This is a genomic window from Paractinoplanes ovalisporus (assembly GCF_016834655.1).
GTDB lineage: Bacteria > Actinomycetota > Actinomycetes > Mycobacteriales > Micromonosporaceae > Actinoplanes > Actinoplanes ovalisporus.
The window spans coordinates 159,398-181,883 of sequence record NZ_JAENHP010000005.1; the positions used below are offsets into that span (position 1 = coordinate 159,398).

At 73.4% G+C, this 22,486-nt stretch carries 16 protein-coding genes; 13 read left to right on the forward strand and 3 right to left on the reverse strand.

Going from position 1 to position 22,486, the window contains the following annotated elements:
* Window positions 1-3: 3 nt before the first annotated feature.
* The gene (locus tag JIG36_RS18620) at window positions 4-1,674 is read right to left on the reverse strand and encodes an alkaline phosphatase D family protein (RefSeq protein WP_203377597.1); all 1,671 of its coding nucleotides are present in this window, start codon (window positions 1,672-1,674) and stop codon (window positions 4-6) included.
* A 185-nt stretch (window positions 1,675-1,859) separates the two neighbouring features.
* Here JIG36_RS18620 and ftsY point away from each other — a divergent pair, with 185 nt between their 5' ends.
* From ftsY to JIG36_RS18655, 7 genes are all read left to right on the forward strand, one after another.
* Complete coding sequence (gene ftsY, locus JIG36_RS18625; protein WP_203377598.1) at window positions 1,860-3,047, forward strand: signal recognition particle-docking protein FtsY; 1,188 nt, start codon at window positions 1,860-1,862, stop codon at window positions 3,045-3,047.
* Between the two features lie 42 nt (window positions 3,048-3,089).
* Window positions 3,090-3,881 (forward strand): aminoglycoside phosphotransferase family protein, encoded by a 792-nt coding sequence (locus JIG36_RS18630; protein WP_203377599.1) that lies wholly within the window; start codon window positions 3,090-3,092, stop codon window positions 3,879-3,881.
* Window positions 3,882-4,119: 238 nt separating this feature from the next.
* Window positions 4,120-5,487 carry an ammonium transporter gene (locus tag JIG36_RS18635; RefSeq protein ID WP_307872785.1) on the forward strand — a complete coding sequence of 456 codons (1,368 nt, stop codon included), beginning with the start codon at window positions 4,120-4,122 and terminating at the stop codon, window positions 5,485-5,487.
* A gap of 35 nt (window positions 5,488-5,522) precedes the next feature.
* Window positions 5,523-5,861 carry a P-II family nitrogen regulator gene (locus JIG36_RS18640; RefSeq protein ID WP_166661209.1) on the forward strand — a complete coding sequence of 113 codons (339 nt, stop codon included), beginning with the start codon at window positions 5,523-5,525 and terminating at the stop codon, window positions 5,859-5,861.
* Window positions 5,862-5,882: 21 nt separating this feature from the next.
* Complete coding sequence (locus JIG36_RS18645) at window positions 5,883-8,141, forward strand: [protein-PII] uridylyltransferase (RefSeq protein WP_203377600.1); 2,259 nt, start codon at window positions 5,883-5,885, stop codon at window positions 8,139-8,141.
* Between the two features lie 31 nt (window positions 8,142-8,172).
* On the forward strand, window positions 8,173-10,602 hold the full coding sequence (locus JIG36_RS18650) for a glycosyltransferase family A protein (RefSeq protein ID WP_203377601.1): 2,430 nt from the start codon (window positions 8,173-8,175) through the stop codon (window positions 10,600-10,602).
* A gap of 13 nt (window positions 10,603-10,615) precedes the next feature.
* Window positions 10,616-11,656 (forward strand): class I SAM-dependent methyltransferase, encoded by a 1,041-nt coding sequence (locus tag JIG36_RS18655; protein WP_307872786.1) that lies wholly within the window; start codon window positions 10,616-10,618, stop codon window positions 11,654-11,656.
* A 174-nt stretch (window positions 11,657-11,830) separates the two neighbouring features.
* On the opposite strand, the gene JIG36_RS18660 is transcribed toward JIG36_RS18655, so the two are convergent.
* The gene (locus JIG36_RS18660) at window positions 11,831-14,053 is read right to left on the reverse strand and encodes a glycosyltransferase family 2 protein (RefSeq protein WP_307872787.1); all 2,223 of its coding nucleotides are present in this window, start codon (window positions 14,051-14,053) and stop codon (window positions 11,831-11,833) included.
* A gap of 73 nt (window positions 14,054-14,126) precedes the next feature.
* On the opposite strand from JIG36_RS18660, the gene JIG36_RS18665 reads away from it, so the two are divergent.
* The 4 genes from JIG36_RS18665 to JIG36_RS18680 all read left to right on the forward strand — a co-directional run bounded on the left by JIG36_RS18665 (window position 14,127) and on the right by JIG36_RS18680 (window position 19,468).
* Window positions 14,127-16,142, forward strand: coding sequence for a glycosyltransferase (locus JIG36_RS18665; protein WP_307872788.1), 2,016 nt, complete (start codon window positions 14,127-14,129; stop codon window positions 16,140-16,142).
* Complete coding sequence (locus JIG36_RS18670) at window positions 16,132-16,767, forward strand: hypothetical protein (RefSeq protein ID WP_203377604.1); 636 nt, start codon at window positions 16,132-16,134, stop codon at window positions 16,765-16,767. The genes JIG36_RS18665 and JIG36_RS18670 overlap by 11 nt, the downstream gene beginning before the upstream one ends.
* A 35-nt stretch (window positions 16,768-16,802) precedes the next feature.
* On the forward strand, window positions 16,803-18,392 hold the full coding sequence (locus JIG36_RS18675; protein ID WP_203377605.1) for a hypothetical protein: 1,590 nt from the start codon (window positions 16,803-16,805) through the stop codon (window positions 18,390-18,392).
* Between the two features lie 143 nt (window positions 18,393-18,535).
* Window positions 18,536-19,468: a class I SAM-dependent methyltransferase gene (locus JIG36_RS18680; RefSeq protein ID WP_236047569.1), complete on the forward strand. Its 933-nt coding sequence runs from the start codon at window positions 18,536-18,538 to the stop codon at window positions 19,466-19,468.
* On the opposite strand, the gene JIG36_RS18685 is transcribed toward JIG36_RS18680, so the two are convergent.
* Entirely contained in the window at window positions 19,462-19,956 is a 495-nt protein-coding gene (locus JIG36_RS18685) for a CAP domain-containing protein (RefSeq protein WP_203377606.1), read from the reverse strand. The genes JIG36_RS18680 and JIG36_RS18685 overlap by 7 nt on opposite strands.
* Window positions 19,957-20,174: 218 nt before the next feature.
* Here JIG36_RS18685 and JIG36_RS18690 point away from each other — a divergent pair, with 218 nt between their 5' ends.
* Window positions 20,175-21,722, forward strand: a complete 1,548-nt coding sequence (locus JIG36_RS18690) for a glycosyltransferase (RefSeq protein ID WP_203377607.1) — start codon at window positions 20,175-20,177, stop codon at window positions 21,720-21,722.
* A 1-nt stretch (window position 21,723) separates the two neighbouring features.
* On the forward strand, window positions 21,724-22,410 hold the full coding sequence (locus JIG36_RS18695) for a hypothetical protein (RefSeq protein WP_203377608.1): 687 nt from the start codon (window positions 21,724-21,726) through the stop codon (window positions 22,408-22,410).
* Window positions 22,411-22,486 lie beyond the last annotated feature (76 nt).

Here is a 22,486-nt window from a genome sequence, read left to right on the forward strand (position 1 = left end):
GGGTCAGCGGGGGTACGGCACCTCGGCCACCTCGAACAGGTTGCCGTCCTTGTCGGTGCCCTCGACCTTGGCCGTGGCGGCCGGGCCGTCGAGCAGCAGGGTGCTGATGGCGTTGCCGAAATAGGGGCCGGCCAGGCGCTTCCACGTCCAGGCGGGGCGGCGCACACCGGCCGAGCGGGCGACACCGCGGACGGCGTGGGCGGCGGCCCGCGACCAGCTGAAACGCATCAGCGGGCGCATGAACGCGGGCACCTGGTTGTGCACCGGCGAGCAGGTCAGCTGCATGACCGGCGTGGCCATGCGGGTGCCGAAGTCGACCTCGGCCACGTACGAGTGGTGGACGTCACCGGACAGCACGCTGATCGACGCGGGGGCCGCGTAGGCGCCGCCGGCCCCGACCCGGTGGCCGGGTGATCCCGTGCCGCCCTCGCCCAGCCGGCGGAACAGCTCGCCCAGGGCGTTGAACGAGCGGCTGAACGCGGCCCAGTGCTCGAGGTCGACCGCGCGGCGCAGCTTCTCGGCGGCGGCCGCCACCCGGGGGCGGTGCGACGCGGCCGTGCTCTCGTTCCACGCCTCCAGGTAGTGGATCGCGGGCGGCATCAGCCACGGCAGGGACGAGCCGACGACCAGGTGGTCGTACTCGCCGTGGGCCTGGTCGACGAACCAGTTCCACTCGCCGGCGGGCAGCATCTCGCGGCGGTCGGGGGTCAGCACGCGGCTGCAGCGGTTGTCGAGCATCACCACGCGGGTGCGGCCGACGTCGAGGGCGTAGCTCCACTGGTACGGCTGCTCCCCGCTGTCGACCACCCGGCCGAAGTCGTGCAGCAGGTCGGTGGCGTCGTCGACCGTGGTGACCTTCTGGAAGAGAGGGTCGACGGCCAACTCGTCGGGGCTCATGTTGCCCAGGTGCTGATAGACCCAGTAGGACGCCAGGCCACCGGTGATGCGCTCGAGCCACCAGGGCTTCTCGAGCATCTCCTTGTGCCACGACTCGGAGGTGTTCCAGTCGTCGATCAGCTCGTGGTCGTCGAAGATCATGACGCTCGGCACGGTCGCGAACAGCCAGCGCACCTCGGGGTCGCGCCACGACTCGAGGTAGAGCTTGGTGTATTCGTCGAACGTGATGACCTGGTCGTCCGGGCCGTCGTGGTGGGCCGGCCGGCGCCGCTTCAGGAACCGCTTGACCTTGGCCGAGGTGTTGTCGGCGTAGACCTGGTCGCCGAGCAGGACGATCAGGTCGGGGCGCAGTTCCGGGTTCTGCGGGTCGGCCATCAGGCGCCGGCTGTAGGCGTCGAGGGCGTCGGGCGGCAGTTTGCGGCTGTTGGAGCTGGGGGTCGCCTCACGGCAGGAGCCGAAGATCAGGCGTACGGGGGCCTCGGCGTCGTCGGCCGGGCGGGTGCGGATCACCGACGGCGGGTAGGTCGACTCCTGCGACGGCCAGACCTGGCGGTCGTCGAGGAACACCCGGTAGGCGCTGGCGGCGTCGAGGCGGAGCCCGTCGACGACCACGATCGCGTAGTGATGCCCGTACGCGGTGAAGGTGGGGGTGGACCCGGCGCCGCCGCCCTCGGCCTCGACACGCACGAACGCGGGTTCCGTGGTCTCGACCCAGATGGTGGCGCGGTCGCCGACGACGCGGCGCAGCAGCGGGCCTATGAGCAGGTGAGCGGTCACGTGAGAGAGCCTTGTCGCGAGGGGTCGAGGGGACTACATCCTCCTGCACATGTCATGCAAGTTGCCACCGGGCGGGCGACCACATGTGATGCGGGACGCCGCCGGACGGGCGACTACATGTGACGGAGGATGCCACTGGGCAGGCGACGCCACGCAGGCCGCGGACATCTGTCAGGATTTCGGCTATGGAATACGTCGTCGCCGCAGTCATCCTGCTCGTCGTCCTGCTGGCGGGCGCGATCGGCCTGGTCGTGCCCCGCATGCGCCGCCGCGAGCTCCCCCCGTCGGAGACCGGCGGCGACACGACGACGCTGGAGCGCCCGTCCGCCGCCGAGCCGGGGGTCGAGACGCCCCCGCTGGTGGTTCCGGCCGAGGTCGACGAAGGTCTGCCCCCGCTGATCGAGGCGCCGGTCGAGGAGAAGGCGCCGGAGATCGAGAGGCCGGAGCCCACGGCCGGCCGCCTCGTGCGCCTGCGGGCCCGCCTTTCGCGTTCGCAGAGCGTCTTCGGTCGCGGCCTGCTCAGCGTGCTCTCCCGCGACCACCTCGACGAGGACGCCTGGGAGGAGATCGAGGACAGCCTGATCAGCGCCGACGTCGGCGTCGAGGCCACCCAGGTGATCGTCGAGCGGCTGCGGGAGCGGGTCCGGGTGCTCGGCACGCGGACGGTGGCCGAGGTCCGCGAGCAGCTGGCCGAGGAACTGGTGGCCGCGCTCGACCCCGAGATGGACCGCAGCCTGCGGACCACCCCGCACGACGGCCGGCCCGCGGTGATGCTGGTGGTCGGCGTGAACGGCGCCGGCAAAACCACCACCTGCGGAAAGATCGGCCGGGTGCTGATCGCCGACGGCCGTACGGTGCTGTTCGGCGCGGCCGACACGTTCCGCGCCGCCGCCGCCGACCAGATCCAGACCTGGGGTGAGCGGGTCGGCGCCGAGACCGTCCGGGGCCCGGAAGGGGGAGATCCGGCCAGCGTGGCTTTCGACGCCGTGAAGCGGGGTATCGACACGGGCGTGGACACCGTGGTCATCGACACCGCGGGCCGGCTGCAGAACAAGGTCGGCCTGATGGACGAGCTGGGCAAGGTCAAGCGGGTCGTCGAGAAGCACGGCCCGGTCGACGAGACCCTGCTCGTGCTCGACGCCACGACCGGGCAGAACGGTCTCGAGCAGGCCCGCGTGTTCACCGAAGTGGTGGACGTGACAGGTGTGGTGCTCACCAAGCTCGACGGCACCGCGAAGGGTGGAATTGTCATCGCTGTCCAGCGCAAGCTGGGCATTCCGGTCAAGCTGGTGGGCCTGGGTGAGGGGCCGGACGACCTGGCCCCGTTCGAGCCGGCCGCCTTCGTCGAGGCTCTGCTTGGCAGCGCCGCGTAGTCTCGGAGGTCAGCGTTGGCAGCGGAGCAGGGGAGGGTGTTGGTGACGCAGGAGCGGGAGATCCCGCTGCACGGCGGGAACGTCAGCACCGTCTCCAAGGTCGGCGACACCGTGCGGCGCAACGCCGGCCCGTGGACGCCGGCCGTGCACGGCCTCCTCAACCACCTCGAGCGGGTGGGCTTCACCGGCTCGCCCCGCGCGCTGGGCATGGACGACAAGGGCCGCGAGGTCTTGTCCTACCTCGACGGCGAGTGCGGCGAATACCCCTTGGCGCCCCACTGGGTGACCGAGGAGGCGCTGGTCACGGTGGCCACGATGCTCCGGATGTTCCACGACGCGCAATACGGATTTGTGCCCCCGCCGGGCGCGGTGTGGCGCTCGTTCGGCCCGCCGCCGCCCGACACCGAGGTGATCTGCCACCACGACGCCGCCCCCCACAACGTGGTCTGGCGCCCCGACGGCACGCTCTCCCTGATCGACTTCGACCTGGCCTCGCCCGGCGCCCGCATCTATGACGTGGCCTACGCCGCCTGGACCTGGGTGCCGCTGTTCAGCGACCGGGATTCGTACACGCTGGGGTGGAAGCGGCCCAACCGGCCACGCCGCCTGCGGCTGTTCGCCGACGCCTACGGGCTGATCCCACGTGACCGGCACCGCCTGGTGCGCACCATCCGCAAGCGGATCGTCGACCACGTCGAGGGCATCCGCCGCATGGCCGCGGCCGGCGACCCGGCGTTCGTTCGCATTGTTCACAAAGGGCATCTCCGACGCCCGATGCGCGACCTGCGGCTGCTCGATTACGAGCGTCACACCCTCGAATATGCGCTTCGGTGATCGGCCGGTGACAATCGGCCGCGCCGACTGATGCGCTGATTGTCCCAGTTCACGCCCTTTTTCTGACTAGGGTGTGAGGCTTTCTTCACACGTACGAAACAGTCCGTCACGCGCCGGAAATCGCGCGTAGACCGTGCGTGAAACCTCCGACCGGAAGTCTCTCGTCACGAAACCGGCCGACCGGCGACGCCGCCCGTGGCTGTGTGAGGGGACACCTTAAATTCCGAGAGGAGGCAGCGTGGAGATCGACACCGGCAATACCGCCTGGTTGCTCCTGTCGTCTGCGCTCGTTTTGCTCATGACTCCGGGTCTGGCGCTGTTCTACGGTGGCCTCAACCGGTCCAAGGGCGTTCTGAACATGATGATGATGAGCTTCTCGAGTATCGGGCTCATCTCCATTCTCTGGGCTCTCTACGGCTTCTCGCTCGCGTTCAGCGCGAACGGCTCCGAGGGCGTCAACAACATCATCGGCAACTGGGGTTACGCCGGCACCAGCACCGGCTGGGTCTCCGAGATGTGGGGCGAGACCGGCATTCCCACGTACGTCTTCATGGCCTTCCAGATGATGTTCGCCATCATCACGGTCGCCCTGATCAGCGGTGCCCTGTCCGACCGGTTCAAGTTCGCCGGCTGGGTCCTGTTCGCGTTCGGCTGGTTCACCCTGGTCTACGTTCCCGTGGCCCACTGGGTCTGGGGCGGCGGCTGGATCGGCGCCGGCGTCAAGGCGCTCGACTTCGCGGGTGGTACCGCGGTTCACATCAACGCCGGTGCCGCGGCCCTGGCCGTCGCGATCGTGCTCGGCAAGCGCATCGGCTGGCCGCGCGAGAACATGCGCCCGCACAACGTGCCGTTCGTCGCCCTCGGCGCCGGCCTGCTGTGGTTCGGCTGGTTCGGCTTCAACGCCGGTTCCGAGCTGACCGTCGACAGCACCACCGCCGTCGCCTTCGTCAACACCCAGCTCGCCACGGCCGCCGCGGTTGTCGGCTGGCTCGTCGTCGAGTGGTTCCGCGACCGCAAGCCCACCCTGGTCGGCGCCTCCTCGGGTGCGGTGGCCGGTCTGGTCGCCATCACCCCGGCCTGTGGCTTCATCGCCCCGCTGCCGGCCGTGCTACTCGGCATCATCGCCGGTGCGGTCTGCGCCCTGGCCGTGGGCCTGAAGTACCGCTTCGGCTACGACGACTCGCTCGACGTCGTCGGCGTGCACTTCGTCGGTGGCTGGATCGGCTCGCTGTTCATCGGTCTGTTCGCCACCACCCAGGTCAACGGTGCGATCACCGACGTTCTGGGCGCCTCCGAGGGTCTGTTCTACGGCGGCGGCGCGACCCAGCTCGGCCGCCAGTTCGTCGGCAGCCTGGCCGTCACGGTCTACTCGTTCGTGATCGCGGCCGTTCTCGCCTACATCCTCAAGGCCGTCAAGCTCGGCCGGGTCAGCGAGGAGGACGAGGTCGGCGGCATCGACATCGCGGCCCACGGTGAGTCGGGCTACGACCTCACCCCGGCCGGTGGCTCCGGCGGGGGCGGCGCGTTCGCCATGGCCGGCCTCAAGCCGGGCACCGCGGTGGACGCCGACGGCAAGGCGGACGTCAGCCAGAAGGTCGCCGGTTAGATTCTCCTATGACTGCACCGATGGAAGGACTGAGCATGAAGCTGGTGACCGCGGTCATCAAGCCGTACCAGCTCGACGCGGTGAAGGAGGCTCTGCACGCGCTCGGCGTGACCGGCCTGACCGTGAGCGAGGTACAGGGCTACGGCCGGCAGAAGGGCCACACCGAGGTGTACCGCGGAGCGGAATACACGGTGGAGTTCCTGCCCAAGATCAAGGTTGAGGTGGTGACCGACGAGATCGACGTCGAGAAGATCGTCGACGCCGTCGTCACGGCCGCCAAGACCGGCAAGATCGGTGACGGGAAGGTCTGGGTCACGTCGGTCGACGACGTGATCCGGGTCCGCACCGGCGAGCGCGGCCTCGACGCGCTCTGATCGATCGCCACGTTGACACACATGCCCAGCGAGCCGCCGACCCCACCGCAGGTGCCGGCCGGCGGCTCGCTGGACAAACTTCGCGAACACATCGGCGCCGCGGCCCGGCAGGATCGGGCGGCGGCGCTCGACGCGTGGTTGCAGGAGTTGTTCCCCAGCCATCTGCCCGGCGTCAGCCTGGTGGCGGTCGGCGGGCTGGGGCGGCGCGACTGCGCGCCCTACAGCGACCTCGACCTCGTGCTGCTGCACAACGGCGCGGCCGGCATCGACCGGATCGCCGCCTCGCTCTGGTACCCGATCTGGGACGCCCGGCTCGGCCTCGACCACTCCGTGCGCACGCTGCCGGAGGCGCTGTCGGTCGCGCACGACGACGTCAAGGTCTCCCTCGGCCTGCTCGACGCCCGCCACGTGGCCGGCGACGCGGCCCTGACCGCCGAACTCGTGGCCGCCGCGGGCGACCAGTGGCGGCGCACCGCCGTCCGGCTGCTGCCCGCGCTCAAGGAGCTGACCGTGGCCCGGTGGGCGAGCCACGGCGAGCTCGCGTTCCTGCTCGAGGGCGACCTCAAGGAGGCGGCGGGCGGGCTGCGCGACGTCACCCTGCTGCGCGCGATCGGCCGGGCCGGGGTGGCCGACACCATGCGTCCCGCGGTGCGCGCGGCCAACCTGCGACTTCTCGACACCCGCGACGCCCTGCACCTCGCGGTCGGGCGCCGGGTCGACCGGCTCGTCGCCCAGGAACGTGCGGCGGTGGCCGACCTGCTCGACCTCGACGACGGGGACGCGCTGCTGCGCCGGGTCGCGGGGGACGCCCGTACGGTGGCCCACGCCCTGGACGACGCCTGGCGCGCCACCGACCGGCTCCGCAGCGGCCGTCGCCGGGGAATGCCGGCCGGAACACCTTCGCGTCGCCCGGTCGCGCGTGACGTGGTCGAGCAGGACGGCGAACTGGTCCTCGCCCGCACCGCGATCGGCCCGGTCCCCGACCCCAGCCTGTCGCTGCGCGTCGCCGCCGCGGCCGCCACCGTGCAACTGCCGATCGCCCGGGCCACCTGCGAGTGGCTGGCCGCGTTCTGCCCGCCGTTGCCCACCCCGTGGCCGCCCGCCGCCCGCGCCGCCCTGGTCTCGCTGCTCGGCTCGGGGCCGGGCCTGCTGCCCACCTGGGAGGCGTGCGACCGCTACGGGCTGATCGACGCCTGGCTGCCGGAGTGGGCGCGGATGCGCAGCCTGCCCCAGCACCACCCGATCCACCGGTTCACCCTCGACCGGCACCTCGTGCAGGCCGCGTACGAGGCCACCGCCCACGCGCGCGAGGTCGACCGCCCCGACCTGCTGCTGATCGGCGCCTTCCTGCACGACGTGGGCAAGGGCCTGCCCGGCGACCACAGCCTGGTCGGCGCGCCGATCGCGGGCGAGATCGCGACCCGGATCGGGCTGGCGCCGGCCGACGTGGCGACGATCGAGAAGCTGGTCCGGCTGCACCTGCTGCTGCCCGACGTGGCGACCCGCCGCGACCTGAGCGACCCGATGACCATTTCGGCCGTGGCCGAGCAGGTCGGCGACCCGGCCACGCTCGACCTGCTGCACGCGCTGGCCCGGGCCGACTCGCAGGCCACCGGCCCGGCCGCCTGGTCGGACTGGAAGGGCCGCCTGATGGCCGAGCTGGTCAGCCGGGTGCACACCGCGCTCGACACGGGTGAGCTGCCCGAGCCCCCGGCCCCCGACCCCGAGCTGCTCGAGGGTGACCTGCCCGCCGTCCACCTCGACGGGGACCGCCTGGCCGTGGCCGCCGCCGACCGGCGCGGGCTGCTCGGCGCGGTCGCCGCCTGCCTGGCCATGCACCGGCTCGACGTGGTCGGGGCGAACGCGAGCACGGTCGACGGGCGGGCCATCGTCGAGTTTTTCACCCAGCCCCGCTACGGCAGCCCGTACGACCCGGTGGCGCTCGCGGCCGATCTGCGCCGGGTGGCCGCGGGGGACGTGTCGGTGACCCAGCGGGTGCGGGCCCGGGCGATGAGCGCGCGGGGCGGCACGGCCTCGCCGCGGGTCGTCTGGCAGCGCGACGTAGCGACCGACGCCGCCGTGATGGAGCTGCGGGCGGCCGACTCGCCCGGTCTGCTCTACCGGGTGGCGAGCGCGCTCGACGAGGCCGGCGCCGAGGTGCGCGCGGCCCGCATCTCCACCCTCGGCGGTGACGTGGTCGACGCGTTCTACCTGGTCGGGTCGTGGGCCGAGGCGGCCGAGCGCGATCGGGTGACCGCCGCCGTGCTGGCCGCGGTGTAACCAACCGGTTCGTCGGGGCGTTGACCGGTGCATGCCGTCAAACCCATCCGGGCTGCTCGATGATCATGTGACGGCGGCCGGGCCCCGGTTCCGCCTCGCCCTGACCGCCACCGCCTCCCGCAACCGCTCGCTGGACGCCCGCGAGCTGCTGGCCCGGGCCGCACTGGGTGAGCACGGCACGCTCGACCAGCTGCTCACCGCCGCGCGGGGCGGCGACCGGCGGTGGCTGCGCCGGATCCGGCGGCGGATCGACCCGGGCCTGGTGGCCGCGCTCGCGCACACCCTCGGGCTGCAGGAGCTGACCGAGACCGACCGGGCCGACGCGCTCGCGCTGTTCGAGCTGATCCGGCGGGCCTGCGGGGCCCGGGCGCTCTCGCCGGCCAACCAGGCCCTGCACGCCCAGCTGGCGCTCGCGCACGAGGGCCCGGAGCGGGCCCGCAAGCTGATGCGGCGCTATCTGCGGATCGGGGAGGCGGCCCGGGCCGGCCTGCACGCCGACCTGCAGGCGGGCAAGCGGACCTGGCCCGCCGCCTTCCAGTCGCTGATGCCGGCCCCCGGACCCGTGGTGGCCGACGGCAACGGCGTGCCGTTCGACCGGATCATCTGCGCCGCACCCGGGCGGGTGGAGGGCACCCACCGCGTCTCGGTGATCGTGACCGCCTACCGCCCCGACCGCGGGCTGATCACCGCGGTGCGTTCGATCCTCGCGCAGAGCTGGGCCAACATCGAGGTGATCATCGTGGACGACGCCTCGCCGCCGGAGTTCGAGCCGGTGCTGCGCGAGGCGGTGGCGCTGGGCGAGCGGATCACCCTGATCCGGATGCCGGAGAACTCGGGGACGTACGCGGCCCGCAACGCCGGTCTGGACGCGGCCGGCGGTGAGTTCGCCACGTTCCAGGACTCCGACGACTGGTCGCACCCGCTGCGCGTCGAGCGGCAGGTGCGGCCGCTGATCGACGACCGCAAGCTGGTCGCCACCACCTCGGACGGGCTGGCCGTCACCGACCAGCTGATGTGCACGCGGCCCGGGGTGCGCAGCGGCCGGTTCAACCCGTCGTCGCTGCTGCTGCGGCGCAGCGCGGTGCTGCGTACGGTCGGTTACTTCGACCGGCTGCGCAAGGCGGCCGACTCCGAATACATCGGACGGATCCAGGCCGCGTTCGGGGCCGGACGGGTGCGGCACGTGGACTCGCCGCCGCTCGCCCTGATCCGGCTCTCGTCCGGCTCGCTGTCGCGGTCCGAGATCCGGGCGCACTGGATGCACCCGGCCCGGACCGCCTACATGTCGGCCTACCAGCGGCACCACCACCTGATCGCGGCCCGGCGGGCCAGCGCGTTCCGGCCCGCGGACGGGTCGGACCGGCCCTTCCCGGCGCCGGACCACCTGCTCGGCCAGGTGCGGGGGCGGGCGTACGACGTGGTGATGGTGGCCGACTGGCGGTTCCTGGAGAGCGCGCAGCGGGCGGCCCTGGACGAGATCCGGGCCCTGCACACGGCCGGGCTGCGGGTGGCGTTGCTGCAGCTCGACTCCTACCGGGCGATGCAGCTGCGCCGGGTCCCGCTCGCGGCGCCGGTGCAGGACCTGGTCAACGACGGCGTGGCCGACCGGATCGCGCCGGACGACCCGGTCGAGGCGGCGCTGCTGGTGGTGCGCCAGGCGGCGGTTCTCCAGTTCACTTCGGGCGACACTTCCCGCTGCCGAGCGGCCCGCGCCCTGATCGTGGCCGACCGGGCGCCCGTACGCTCCGACGGCAGCGACCACCGCTACGACCCGCCGACGTGCACGGACGCGGTGCGGCGGCTCTTCGGGGCCGACCCGCTCTGGGTGCCGCAGGACCCGGGCGTGCGGGCCGCCCTGCGGGAAGTGGGGAACCTCGACCCGGAGGACCTGCCCGTCGCGCTCGCCCCGGCCGGGTGGGTGGCCGACCGTACGGGCGCCTCGGCCGGAGCCCCGATCGCCGGAACCGACCTCTGCGACGCGGCGAACTGGCCGCCCGACGCCGCCGACAGCCTCGCCGTGTGCCGCCGCCTGCCCGAGGCGGACGTCCGCGTACGGCTGCCCGACCGCCCCGCCGACTCCCTCTCGGTGCCGCTGGAACCGACGTGGCTCGGCTATCAGGCGGCCGACCTGGCACCCCGCCCGTTCCTGCACCAGCTCGACTTCTATCTGCACTTCCCGCCCCGCGAGCAGGCCGAGTGGTTCTCCCGTCCGGCGTTCGAGGCCGCCGCCGCGGGATGTGTGGTGGCGACGCCCGCGCGCTACCGGGGCCTCTACGGCGACGCGGCCGTCTATTGCACCCGCTCCGAGGTGGAACCGCTGATCGCCCGCTACCGGGCCGACCCCGGCCTGTTCGCCGCGCAGAGCCGCCGCGCCCGGCAGACCGTGTCGGTCACCGGCGACCCGGCCCGGTTCGTCGAGCGGATCATGTCGCTGTTGCCGGCGTTGCTGACGATCCCGTAACGGGCCGGGTCGGGTGCGCGTTGACCTCGGTGTGCGCATCCCCATGACCCGGCTGCTCCGGCTCGCCCGCGCCCTCGTACGGCGGCTCCGCGGCCTGTCCCGGCGGCAGGTCGTGGGCGTGGTCGTCATCGTGCCCGTGGCCCTCGGCGTCGCGGTCGCGTCGATGATCGGTCAGGCCGCGGTCGCCACCGGCCTGCTCGCGTTGCTGCTGACCGCCGTGCTGGCCGGGGTGATCCACCTGTCCCGGCGGATCGGCGGCGTCCACCGCGCGACCCAGGAGACCGTGCGTGACCTGCGCGCCACCGTCGAGCAGCTGCAACGCCGGGTGATCGCCGCGGTCGAGAAGGAACGGCTCGCGGCCGGGGACCGGCACCGGGAGCTGACCGAGGCGATGGCCCGCACCGAGCGGCTCACCGGCCGCGGGGCCGAACTGCTGCTGCGCGAACAGAGCCTGGAGATCGAGGCCCTGCTGCAGCTCTTCCAGCTGGTGACGCCGCGGGCGCCGATGCCGTCGGGCGCCGGGCTGCACCCGACCGACCTGCTCGGGCTGGTGCACGTCGTCCGGGAACGCCGGCCCGCTCTGGTGGTCGCGCTGGGCGGTGGGCCGTCGGCGGTCTGGCTGGGCTACGCGCTGGCCGGCGCCGGCGGGCGGCTCGAGGTGGTCGACCACGACACGTCCCGGGTCACGGCTCTGCGGGCCCTGGTGGCCGAGCACGGTCTGGCCTCGGTGTCGGTGCGCCTGGTGGGGCTGGGCGAGCTCGCCGTGGACGGGCGGACCGGCGAGTGGTACGACGTGGACGCGCTGGACGGCCTGGCCGACATCGACCTGCTGCTGGTGGACGGGGCGCTCGCGCCGGCCGGGGCGGATCCGCTGGCGCCGGCGTTGCACGTGCTCGGGCGCAGGCTGGCGCCCGGGGCCGGGGTGGTCGTCGACGACGAGCCGGAGCGGGTGGCGCCACGGCAGGGCGGCGGCTTCGGCCTGACCGTGCGGCGGCGGTTGCCGGGCCGGTGGACCGTGCTCACCCATCCCGAGAACGTCGGAGCCGCCGTATAAATACCGCTGCCCCGCCGCGGGGGACGGCGGGGCAGCGGTACGCGGGATTCAGGGGGGTTCCCGCACCGGAGCGGCGGGGGCCGCTCCGAATTCCTGTGGTCTTGTGCCCTTACGAATCGGTTGCCCGGCGGCCGGGTTGACGATCCGCCCGGTTGCCGGACGGTTGCCAATTTCTCAGCCCTGCGAGGCCAGCCAGGCGATCCGCTCGGCGTACAGCTCGTGCGCGTGGTGCCGGCGTACGAAGTCGGCCCCGCGCTCGCCCTGGTCGCGCAGCGCCCGCCGGTTCGCGTGCAGCCGGCCCACGGTCTCCGGCACCTCGTCGGGCGAGCAGTAGACCGCCGCCTCGCCGAACGTCGGGGCGTACCGGTAGGGCAGCACGGCCACGCACCCGGCGGCGAGCGCGGCCAGCACGTCCGCGTCCGGGTCGGCCGGCTCGGAGTCCGGTGGCAGGTGCAGGTAGAAGTCGATCTGATAAAGGAACGAGCGCAGGCTGACGTCGCCCGGGCCGTAGACCAGCCAGCTGCGCGGCGGGCCGAACCGGCCGAACGATCGGGGCGCGGAACCGGCCGCGTCGAGCAGCCGGACGTCGAGGCGGGCGCTGTCGGGCAGTTCGTCGCGCAGGCGCCGCCACTCGGCCCGTCCGCCCCGGCAGTGCCGCCCGATCACCGGCCGGTCGGCCCGCGGGCCGCGCCGGTCGAGCCGCCACTGCGCGGCGTCGAGGGTGCTGGGCAGGTCGAGCCGGGCCAGCGCGGCGTCCCCGTCGGCGAGCAGCCGGCGCCCGTCGGCCCCGGCCGGCGCCCACAACGGCCGCCGCCCGAACAGGCGCACGGCGGCGGTCGCGGCCGATTCCGTCACGGCCGCGTCCTCGATCACGACCCGCTGGGCCCGCACGCCGCTGGGCAGGTCGGGAGCGTGCTGCAGGACCCGGGCCGACCGGGCCACCACGAGCCGGGCCCGCACGTCGTCGGTGAGCTCGACCTGGGTCAGCTCGCCGGTGTTGACCAGCTCCTGCACGCAGCGGTCGAGGTCGCGCGGGCCCTCCCGCAGGTGGGTCAGCACGTCGAGGTGCAGCAGGGCCGCCCGCAGGCCGCGCGCGGCCAGGGCCCGCAACTGGCCGATGCCGGCGACCCCCGCGCCGCCGGCCGGGGTCCAGTCGCCCGCGAGCACCACGTCGTACGCCCGGGCCCCGGTCTCGCCGAGCAACCGCCGCGGCACCGCAATCGGGCCCTTGCCCGGATGAGCGGCCCGGAACGCCGACAGGTACGACCGGCGGGCCGGGTGCATCCAGCCCGGCCGGTAGTCGGGGCTGGAGAGTGACCCCGCCGAGAGCCGGATCAGCGCCAGGGGAGGGCCGCCGACGTGCTCGATGGCCGCCCGCCCGAACACGGAACGGGCCCGTGCCACGTACTCGGCGTCGGCGCCCTTGCGGACGGGCTGGAAGTGGCCGAGCCGGCTCAGCGCCTCGGCCCGCCGCATCATCAGCGACGACAGGTTGTACGAGCGCGGGCTGGGCACGCCGGGCCGGGTGACCACCAGTTGCGGGGTGACGCGCATGCCGTTCGACGTGGTCGAGAAGACGGTGGCGTCGGCCAGCAGCGGCGCCACCTGACGTTCCAGCCGCAGCGGGTGGGACCAGTCGTCGGAGTCCTGGAACGTCACGAAGTCACCGGTCGCCGCGTCCAGGCCGGCGTTACGGGCCACATAGGTTCCCGCGTTGGCGAGCATCCGGATCACCCGTACGCGGGGGTCGAGGGCGGCCGCCGCGCGCAGCACCGGGTCGAACTCGGCCGGCGACCCGTCGTCGACGACCAGGATCTCGTGGTTGGTCCACGTCTGCCGCACGAGCGAGCGCACCGAGGCGAGCAGTTCCGGCCCGGGCTGCCAGGTGGTGACCACGGTGGTGATGCGACGGGGGTGCCCGGTCCGTTGCACCGGGCCGGTCGTCACCCGGTCCAGCGGCGCGCCCGGTCCGTCGGCCACCAGCACCCTCGGCGCCGGCAGCAGCGACGCGAAATTCCAGGTGCCGGTTCCTTTCCCGTACGGGTTAGCCAGGTCGACGGCGAGCGCGGCGCGCACCTCGTCGGGCACCGCGGGATACGCCGACAGCAGCGCCGCGGTCAGCACGAGATCCCCGGTGCCGTACGCGATCTGGCAGTGCAGCCCCTGATGAGCGCCCGTGATCGTGCCCACCGCGCGCAGCCGGTCGAGCAGGGTCAGCGCGTCGGCCTGGTCGTCGGCCCGCAGGTCCTGCAGCGCGATCACCCGCGCGAGCTCACCGGTGACCCAGGCGTCGCCGGATTCCGCGGCGGCCCGGGCCAGCGGGGCCCGGGCGGCGATCGACCGCGCCTGCAGGGCGGCGACGGCGAGCGGATGCGCTCGCGAGTTGGTGTCTCCCACGACAGTTCCAACGATCAAGGAGCCCGGGTGAATTGTCCGTATCGCCCGGTTGGTACGCGTCGTTGACCATGCCGTGTACGACGTCGCCATCCTGTCCGACCTGCGATATCCGGGCGGCAACTCGGCGAGCATCGTGGCCGAGGTCCGGGCCCAGGCGGCGGCCGGCCTGACCACCGTCCTGATCCACGTCCCCTCCCCGCACCTGCGCCACGCCCGCCCGTTCGAGTCGCGGATCGTGGCCTGCCTGCGCGACGGCCTGGCCGACCTCGCCGACGAGGGAGACGAGATCGCGGCCAAGGTGCTGCTGATCCGCCAGCCGCGCATCTTCACCGAGGACCCGGCCGTGGTGCCCGCGGTGCGGGCCGAGCACACCATCGTCGTGCTCAACCAGCCGCCCGGCGACGAGGGTGACGACCAGCGCTGGTACGTCTTCGGCGAGGTGCGCGAGCGGGTCGAGCGCTGCTTCGGCCCGGGCGTGGTGTGGGCGCCGATCAGCGCCCGGGTGCGCGAGAACGTGCAGCGCGTCGCGCCCGGGACCCCGCTGCCGGACACCGACTGGCACGAGATCATCGACGTCGCCGACTGGCAGGTCGAGCGCCGTCCACCCACGACGGTGCCGGTGATCGGCCGGCACGGGCGGCCCGACCCGGTGAAGTGGCCCCGCGACCCCGAGGAGCTGCTGCAGGCCTATCCCGACTCGCCCGACGTGCGGGTCCGCATCCTGGGCGGCGGCGAGATCGGCGTGCGGCGCCTCGGCCGGCGGCCCCAGGGCTGGGAGGTCGTCGAGTTCGGGGCCGAGTCGCCCCGCGAATTCCTCGGGAGCCTCGATTTCTTCGTCTACTTCCACGACCCCGAGTGGGTCGAGGCGTTCGGCCGGACGATCCTCGAGGCGATGGCGAGCGGGGTGCCGGTCATCGTCGGCCCGCACTTCCGGTCGATCTTCGCCGAGGCCGCGGTCTACACGCACCCGGGCGGCGTGCTCGATCTCGTCCAGCGGCTGCACCGGGACCGGCCCGCGTACGACGCCCTGGCCGCCCGCGCCCGCGCGTTCGTCACCGAGCATTTCGGCAGCGCCTCGCACATCGCCCGGCTGGCCTCGCTGGGTGTGCTCACCCGTGGGACCGCCACGCTGCCCCGCGACCGGATGCCCCCGAGCGCCCGCCCGACCCGGCGGGTGCTGCTCGTCGGCGACGACATCGCCCGCTTCCGGGCCGTCAGCCGTCGCCTGCCGGCCGACATCGAGGCGGTCGTGGTGGCCGGATCGACCGGCCTGCCCGCCGCGCACGCGGCCGGCTTGCTCACCGAATATCTGCCGTCGGCGGCCGACCTCGGCGTGCCCGAGCACCGCTGGACCGGCTTCGTGCGTGACCGGCTGCGTCACCTGATCGAGCTCTACGCCCCGCGGGCGGTGCTCGTCGGCGGGGTGCCGCACGACGGGATCGTGGCCGCCATCGAGCAGAACGAGGGCCCGCGCTGGCTCTGGCTGCGCCCGGCGATGTGGCGTCGCGGCACCGGCGGCGAGTGGGCGGCCCGGGGCGCGCTGTTCGCCGGCATCCTCGAGCCGGGCGAGTTCGCGGCCGGCGGCGACGAGGGCTGGACCACCACCGCCCGGGCCGGGGTGAGCGTGGTCGACCCGATCACCGAACTGCCCCGCAAGCCGCGCCGCCGCCTCGCGGAGAACACCCTGCTCTGCCGGGGCGTCGAGGCCACCCTGCCCGGGTTCACCGCGGTCACCGCCGCGCCGGGGGAACTGGCCGGGGTCGCGCTGGCCGTCTCGCGGGCCGACTACACCAACTTCCACGAGCTGCTGGGCGCCCGGGTGCCGACCGTCTTCGTGCCCGATCCCGCCGCCGGGGACGACGAACTGGCCCGGGCCCGCTTCGCCGCGGCGGCCGGGGTGGCGGTCTGTGCGACCGACGACGACGCGGCGGCCCAGGCCCTCGAGAAGCTGTCCGATCCGGCGGCGCGGGAGGCGCTGAGCCGGCGCTGCGCCGAGCTGTCGTTCGGCAACGGCGCCGGCGACGCCGCGGCCTGGCTGGCCGGGTTCTGCCGGGAACGATCCGAAGTGGAGAACAACGGTGTTCGATGAGCCGGACGCGGCCGATCTGGCGCTGGCCCGGTGGGAGGTGGCCACGCTGACCGGCCGGTTGCGCTGCGTCGAGGACGAGCGGGACGCGGCCGTACGGGACCGGGACCGCAACCGTGAGCTGGTGCTGGCCCTGCGCCGCAGCCGTTCCTACCGGCTCGGCCGGGCCCTGGTCGACCTGGCCCGCGACCCGATGCGGTTCGGCCCCTCGATCGCCGGCCGGGCGGCCCGGCGGCTGCGGCGGCGGGCGGTGATCGAGGCGGTGCGTCCCCGTACCCCGCAGGCGACCCCGGTGCCGGCCCGCGTCTACGTCGCGATCGGCCTGTCCCGTTCCGGCTCGCACGCGCTGATCCGCGCGCTGCGCCAGCGGGTGCTGGTCGACGCCGACCACCTGCCCGTGGTGGTCACCGACCAGCCGGCGCTGCGCGGCCTGCAAGTGCCCGGAGTGGTGCTCGAATATCTGCCCGACCCGGCGACCTGGTCCCGCCACGACCCGGTCTCACGCTGGGAGACGCTGCTGGCCGGCCGGGTGGCCCAGCTGTGCCGCGACCACCACGCCGCCCGCGCGGTCGTGATAGACCCCCGCGACCCGCCGACGCTGGCCCGCCTCCTGGAGAGTGCGGCCTAGCGTTACTGATCAATCGGTGCCGTCGTTGGCACGGCATGAGCGCTCCGCCCCTCGACGCCCCAGCCGTCGCCGTCCCGCGCGTCGGCATGCGTTTCGTCGTGGAGGGGCCGCCGGTCGGCGCGCTCTGGCGGCGGGCCCTGCTGCGCGCCGTGCTGGTGCCGCTGCCGGTGCTGGCCCCGCTGGTCGCGCTCGCGCCGAGCCGGGACCACCGGTTCAACCTCTACTGGCACGGCGGGATGTTCCGCGACGACCCGCTGCGGATCGTGCCGCACACCGTCGACTCGCTCCCCGGGTATCTGCGGCTGGGCAACTTCCGCCTCTTCGGCCGGATGCTCGAGAAGGCGCTCGACACGGTCGCGTACGCCCTCAGCGAGGTGCTGGGCCTGCCGGTGAACGTCGGCTTCCGGCTGGTCTCGTTCGTGTCGGCGGTGCTGTTGTGCGTGGCCGCCGTGCTGCTGGCCGAGAGTGTCGTCGCCCGCGGCCGGCTGTTCCGCCGTCCACCGTCCACAGTGGCCGCGGTGGTGCCGTTCGCGGTCGCGGCCGGGTTCGTGGCCGCCGGTGGCTCCAGCCCGATCGTGTTGTTCGGCGGCCTCTATCTGGCGTCGGCCGCGCTGGTGCTCGTGGTGACCGCGGCGCTCTGCCGCATCGACCCCGACCGCCCGTTCCGGCTCTGGTGGGCGCCGCTGCTGATGCTCGGCGGGGCCGCGCTGGCCGCCTTCAACGAGATCGCCTGTCTGGCCCTGCCGATGGCCACGGTCGCCGTCCTCGCGCGGGGATGGTTGGTGCTCGGTCTGCGCCCGGGCCGGTTGTTCACGGCGGCCCCGGCGCGGGCGATCGCGTTGGTGTGGCTGGGATTCCTGCCGGTCTTCCTCGCCGTGCGGGTGGTCATCCAGCGCTACTGCTCGACCGGCGACTGCTACAAGGGTTCCGACGTGCGGCTCACCGCGGACACGTTCGAGGCCTTTCCCGTACGCGCGATCGCCTGGTTGCCGCCTCTCCAGTGGCGTGCCGCCCTGGCCGGTGGCGGCATCGGCGGCCTCGTTCTGATCGTCGCCCTGATCGTGCTCGGACTGCTGGCCTGGCACGCGATCCGGGACCTGCCGCGCCTGTCGCAGGTGGGCCGGCGCGCGGCCCTGGCCCTGGTGCTGACCGCGGGCACGCTGGTGGTGCTGGGGGCCGCGATGGGTTCGCTCAACGCGGACGTGCAGCAACTAGTGACGGCCGGCAAGTGGGGGCACGGCTGGCGCGACTCGGCCGTGACCACCACGGCGGGGGCGCTGCTGCTGGCGGGCGGTGTCCACCTCGTACGGAAGCGGTGGGTCGTTCTGACGGCGGTGTTGCTGCTGGCGGCGGCGGCCACGGTGTCGGCGGGTGCCAACAAGCGCCAGCGCGACCTGACCATGGCGACGCCCGCGGCCCGGCTCGCCGACCGGGTCGCGGTTGAGATGGCCGACTTCGATCCCGGTCCCGAGGGGGCGGCCCGGCGGTGTGCGTTGCGGACGGAATTCGTGACGCTGTACGGCGATTCGCCGTTCTCGGTGCGCCGGTTCGACGAGTCGCTGGAGATCGCGGCCCGGCAGCGGGCGGACGTGGCGTTCTGCCCCGGCGTGACCGGCGCGCGTTGAGTTCGGCCCGGGCGGCGTGTCCGGCCCGCGTTGACTTCAGACCGGGCGGCGTGTCTGGCCCGCGCTGAGTTCGGACCGGGCGTAACCGCTGCGGTCGGATCGCGTTGACGCAGACGGGTTTCTGATCAGCGGGGAGGACTGTCATGCGCCGGTTGCGCAGCCTGACCAGGCGTCAGGCGATTCTGGCGGCCGGTGCCTGCGTGCTCTGTGCGGCGGTCGCGGCGGCGGCGCTCACCGGGAACGTCGGCCTCGCGCTCACGCTGCTCGCGGTCTTCTTCACGATCCTGTTCGGCGGCCTGCTGCTGATCGCGCGGCGGATCTCCGGGCTGGCCCGGGCCCAGCGCCGCCAGCAGAACGACGTGCGCGCGGTGCTCGACCAGACCCAGCGGCGGCTGCTGGGCGCCATGGAGGAGCTGCTGCTGCACTCGGGCGACCGGCACCGGGAACTGGACGACTCGCTGGCCGGCCGGATGCGGGACCACACCCGCGACATCGAGGCCATCGTCCAGCTCTTCCAGCGGGTGACACCGCGGGCGCCGATGCCGCCCGCCCACGCGCCGGCCGACCTGCTCGACCTGTTGCACCTGATCCGCACCCGCAAGCCGCGGTTCGCGCTCGAGCTCGGCAGCGGGACGGCGACGATCTGGCTGGCCTACGCGATGGAACAGGTCGGCGGCCGGCTCGTGTCGCTGCACCACGACGCCGATCGGGCCGAGCAGGCCCGGGCCTCGGTGGCCACGCACGCGCTGGTCGGGGTGGCCGAGGTCCGTGAGGCGCCGCTGCGCCCGGTGACGATCGCCGACCGCAGTTTCCCCTGGTACGACCTGGAGGCAGTGGCCGACGTGCACGACGTCGACCTGCTGGTGATCGACGGACCGCCCGCCTCGACCGGCCCGGACGCCCGGTTCCCCGCGCTGCCCCTGCTCACCGAGCGGCTGGCCGACGCCGCCGCGGTCTTCGCGGCCGACGCCGGGGTGCACGGCCGGTGGCTGGAAACGACAGAGGGCCTCACCCGGGAAGGTGAGGCCCTGCTGTCCTATCGACGTGTGGTGCGGCAGTTGAGCCGGTCTCAGTAACCGAACTCCTGCGAGATGTAGGTGGTGCCGTTGGCCGAGAAGACAACGCCGACGCCGACGGCCTTGGCGGTGCAGTTGAGCAGGTTGGCACGGTGACCCGGGCTGGCCATCCACGCCTTCACGGTGTCGGCGCCGGTGCGGTAGCCGAACGCGATGTTCTCGCTCAGCGGGCGGTTGTAACCGGCGGTCTTGATGCGGTAGGCGAACGACGAGTTGCTGGCGCCGACGTGGCTGAACTTGCCGGTGCGGGCCATCCAGGTGCTGTGGCCGACGGCCGCCTTGGTGAGGCTCGGGCTGGCGACAACGGCCTTGCAGCCGTTGGCGGCGCGCATCTTGTTCGTGTAGGTCACGATGTCGGCCTGCATCGTCGCGGCGCTCGGCGCGGCAGCGGTGGCGGCCTGGGCGGAAGACGCGAACGCGACCATCACAAACAGGGTGGCGGGGATCATGGCGATCAGGGCCAGACGCTTGGTGATCGAAGAGCGCATCGACTGCCTTTCGTTGAGGTCCGCGTCGGTTCCTACCGCCGCGTTCACGGTTCTCTTCGGCCGCTGAGGCAGTGACGCTGACCCATATTCGGGTGCACTGGAGATGCCCTTCGGTTGCCGATCGGTTGACTGCCGCACCCCGGTTTCCGTGACGTTGCCGTGACGGTGCGTGCTGGAGATCGTTAGGCCCCGGAGAGCAGTGGAGAGGGGGTTTCACGGTGTCCACGACCGTTCACGACGTGGCGATCCTGGCCGACTTCCGCTTCGCCGGGGTCGGTGTCGCGGCCGAGGTGCACGCCCAGGCCGAGGCGGCGCTGACCACCCTTCTGGTGCACGTGCCGCGCGACGATCGCCCGCTGCCGTTCACCCCGCACATCCGTCAGCTGTTGCGGGACGGCGCGGCCGCGCTGGCCCGGGAGGACAAGACGGTTCCCGTACGCCTCCTGGTCGCCCGCGGTCCCGATCTGCTGGCCCGGGGGCGCGAGCGGGTGCGGGCCGAGCACACGCTGGTGGTGGCCGAGCAGGCGCCCGTCTGGTCGGAGGTGCCGGACGACGTCGACTGGGCGCCGGTCGACGACCGGGTGCGGGCCGCGATGCCCCTGCTGTGCCGGCTGACCGTGCAGAACTGGCACGAGATCGTCGACGCGTCGGCCTCGTGGCTCGACGACCCCGAACGCTTCCGGGCCCTGGAACGCACCTCGGGACACCAGTCGCACCTCAGGCGTCTCGCCGGTTTCGGTGTCCGGCCCCGGATCAGCGCGCCCGCCGCGCCCCGCGAGCCCGGCCCGGTGCCGCCCGCGCCCACCCGCCGGGTGCTGCTGGTGGGCTCGCCGACGCGGCTGACCGCGATCGCCCGCCGGTTGCCGGGCGATCTGGCCGCCGTCATCGCCACCCGCTCGGGTGCGGCGCCGCACGACGGTTTCCTCACCGAGCACATCCCGTCCCGCGAGGCGTTCGGCGCCCCCGAGGCGACCTGGAACCGGATGCTGCGCGACCGCCTCACCCACCTGGTCGACCTGCACCGGCCCGAGATCGTGGCGGTCGACGACCTGCCCTTCCCGGGGGTCGTCGAGGCCGTGCGCGACCGCCCCCAGGTGCTGTGGGTGTGGGTGCGGCGGGCGATGTGGAAGCACGGCGAGGGGCAGGAGTGGCTCACCGAGGGCAAGGTGTTCGACCACGTGCTCGAGCCGGGCGAGTTCGCCGCCCTGGCCGACGACGGCCTCACCGTGGCCGAGCGGCCGCAGGCCCACCGGGTCGAGCCGATCACCCTGCTCGACTCGGGTGACCTGCTGGAGGCGGCGGCGGCCCGCTCGGAGCTCGGGCTGGACGACCGGCCGGCCGCGCTGGTGCGGCTCGGCGACCCCCGGATCCCGGAACTGCTGGAGAGCCACGGTTTCCAGGTGCTGGTCCGCGACACCGCGGTGAGCCGCTACCTGCGCGCGTTCGACCTGGTGGTCAGCGCGGCCGGCTACGACGCCTACCACGAGCAGTTGCGCTTCGGGATCCCCACCGTGCTCGTGCCCGACCCCGGGGACGCGCTCGACGACCAGGCGGCCCGGGCCCGGCACGCGGAGGCGGCCGGCGTGGCGATCACCGTCGGCGACCCGGACACCGACCTGGAGAAGGCTCTGGCCGCCGCGGCCCGCCCCGAGAAGCGGGCCGCGCTGCGCCGTCGTTGCGAGGAACTGACCTTCAGCAACGGCGCCTCGGCGGCCGCGACCTGGCTCGGCGGGCTGGCGGCCCGCCACGACCGACACGGAGGCTGACGTGCCCGAGACCGCAGTGCAGATTCCTTCCGTACGCGAACCCCTCGACGTCGCCCAGCGGGCGCGCTGGGAGCTGGCCGCGATGGCCGGCCGCTTGCGCATGCTGGAGGCCAAGCTCGTCGAGGAGCGCCACCGCGGCGACGACCTGATGCGCGAACGCGACCGGGAGCGGCGGCGGGCCGACCGGTTGCGCCGCAGCGAGTCCTACCGGATCGGCTCCGGCCTGATCTCGCTGCTGCGGAACCCGATCGAGGCCACCCCGCGGCTGACCCGGTCGGTGCTGCGCCGGCTGCGCCCGGCCCGCCGTCCGGCTCCCCTGGCCCTCGAGCCGGGCCGCCCGTCGGTCGCCGTCGCGCCGCGTCCGCCCGTCCACCTCTACGTGGTGATCGGGCTGGAGTTCGAGGCGGTGCGCGAGTTCGTGCTGACCCTGCGGCAGCGCCTGCTCGTCGACCCCGACCACCGCCCGGTGGTGATGACCGACTGCGCGTCGTTCCCGCTGCTGCGCGAACTCGGCATCCTGATGGAGTATCTGCCCGACCGCACCACGTGGGAGCGGCACCGCCCGGACCGCTCGTGGGAGGACGTGCTCTCCGAGCGACTGTCCCGCCTCTACCGCGACCACGAGTCGGTGCGCACGATCATCATCGACCGCACCCAGCCGCCGACCCTGGCCGAGCTTCTGCGCTAGCGCCTGTTTCGCGGCTGGGGCGGGGCTGCGAAACAGGCGCTGGGCCATTTGTAACTTTTGCGCCCGCGTGGTCGTT

Coding starts and splice junctions, on each gene's coding strand:
- JIG36_RS18685 (WP_203377606.1), bottom strand. CDS start 19,956: ATGCGCTCTTCGATCACCAAGCGTCTGGCCCTGATCGCCATGATCCCC.
- JIG36_RS18645 (WP_203377600.1), top strand. CDS start 5,883: ATGCCCAGCGAGCCGCCGACCCCACCGCAGGTGCCGGCCGGCGGCTCG.
- JIG36_RS18640 (WP_166661209.1), top strand. CDS start 5,523: ATGAAGCTGGTGACCGCGGTCATCAAGCCGTACCAGCTCGACGCGGTG.
- ftsY (WP_203377598.1), top strand. CDS start 1,860: ATGGAATACGTCGTCGCCGCAGTCATCCTGCTCGTCGTCCTGCTGGCG.
- JIG36_RS18680 (WP_236047569.1), top strand. CDS start 18,536: ATGCGCCGGTTGCGCAGCCTGACCAGGCGTCAGGCGATTCTGGCGGCC.
- JIG36_RS18675 (WP_203377605.1), top strand. CDS start 16,803: ATGAGCGCTCCGCCCCTCGACGCCCCAGCCGTCGCCGTCCCGCGCGTC.
- JIG36_RS18650 (WP_203377601.1), top strand. CDS start 8,173: ATGCCGTCAAACCCATCCGGGCTGCTCGATGATCATGTGACGGCGGCC.